At 62.8% G+C, this 817-nt stretch carries 1 protein-coding gene; it reads right to left on the bottom strand.

Annotated features, from left to right (window positions below; translation table 11 throughout):
- A partial coding sequence (locus JHD74_RS25875; protein ID WP_199063892.1) for an Ig-like domain-containing protein occupies positions 1-817 on the bottom strand: 817 nt, incomplete at both ends.

Genomic DNA, 817 nt, shown 5'->3' with positions numbered 1-817 from the left:
CTGTCGTCGGTGATACCGCCAGAGGCGATATTGCCCGTCACGCTGCCCACGTTGTCTTCCACCCCGGTGATCGCCAGGAACTCTGGCCCGACCGGCGATGGGGTGTAATCGGTGGTCAGATCAAACGACTCGGATGGCACACTGGTGTTGCCCGCCTTGTCCGTCGCCGTGGTGGTCAGTGAATGCCCACCTTCTGGCAATGGCGTGGTCGGGGTAAATGCCCAGGCCCCGTTGCCGTCGGTCATCACCGAACCAATCAGTTGGCCGTTGTCATAGACATTGATGGTGCTGCCCGGCTCTGCCGTCCCCTTCAAGGTCGGGGTCGCATCGTCGGTCACGCTGCCGCTGGTCAGTTCACCGCGCACATCACCCACGTCATCGATCGCCCCGCCAATGCTTGGCTTGCTCGGGGCCACGCTGTCCACGGTAAAGTCCACTGCTGGAGTGGTGGTGATGTTGCCTGCCGCGTCTTCCGCCGTCACCGTAATGTGGTGCTCACCTTCGCCCAGATCGGTCTCTGGCGTGAAGCTCCAGCTGCCGTCCGGTTGTACGGTGGTGCTGCCCAGCACGGTGTCGCCGTCCTGTACCGTCACCAGGCTGCCCGGCTTGCCGCTGCCGGTGAGCTCCGGACGGGTATCGTCCGTTACGCCCCCTGCCACAATATTACCGGTGATCGGACCCACATCGTCTTTCACCGAACCGATGCTGACCGGAACCTTGCTGTCATCCACCACAATGTTGATGCCCGGGCTTGGCTCGCTGGTGTTGCCCGCCGGATCGGTGACGGTGGTGCTCAGATTATGATCGCCGTTGCCCA

The sequence above is a fragment of the Serratia sp. ASV30 genome, from assembly GCF_016428815.1.
Classification (GTDB): Bacteria; Pseudomonadota; Gammaproteobacteria; order Enterobacterales; family Enterobacteriaceae; genus Chania; species Chania fonticola_C.
Note: the sequence above shows the minus strand (reverse complement) of the source record. Positions and strands in the feature narration are given on the sequence as shown.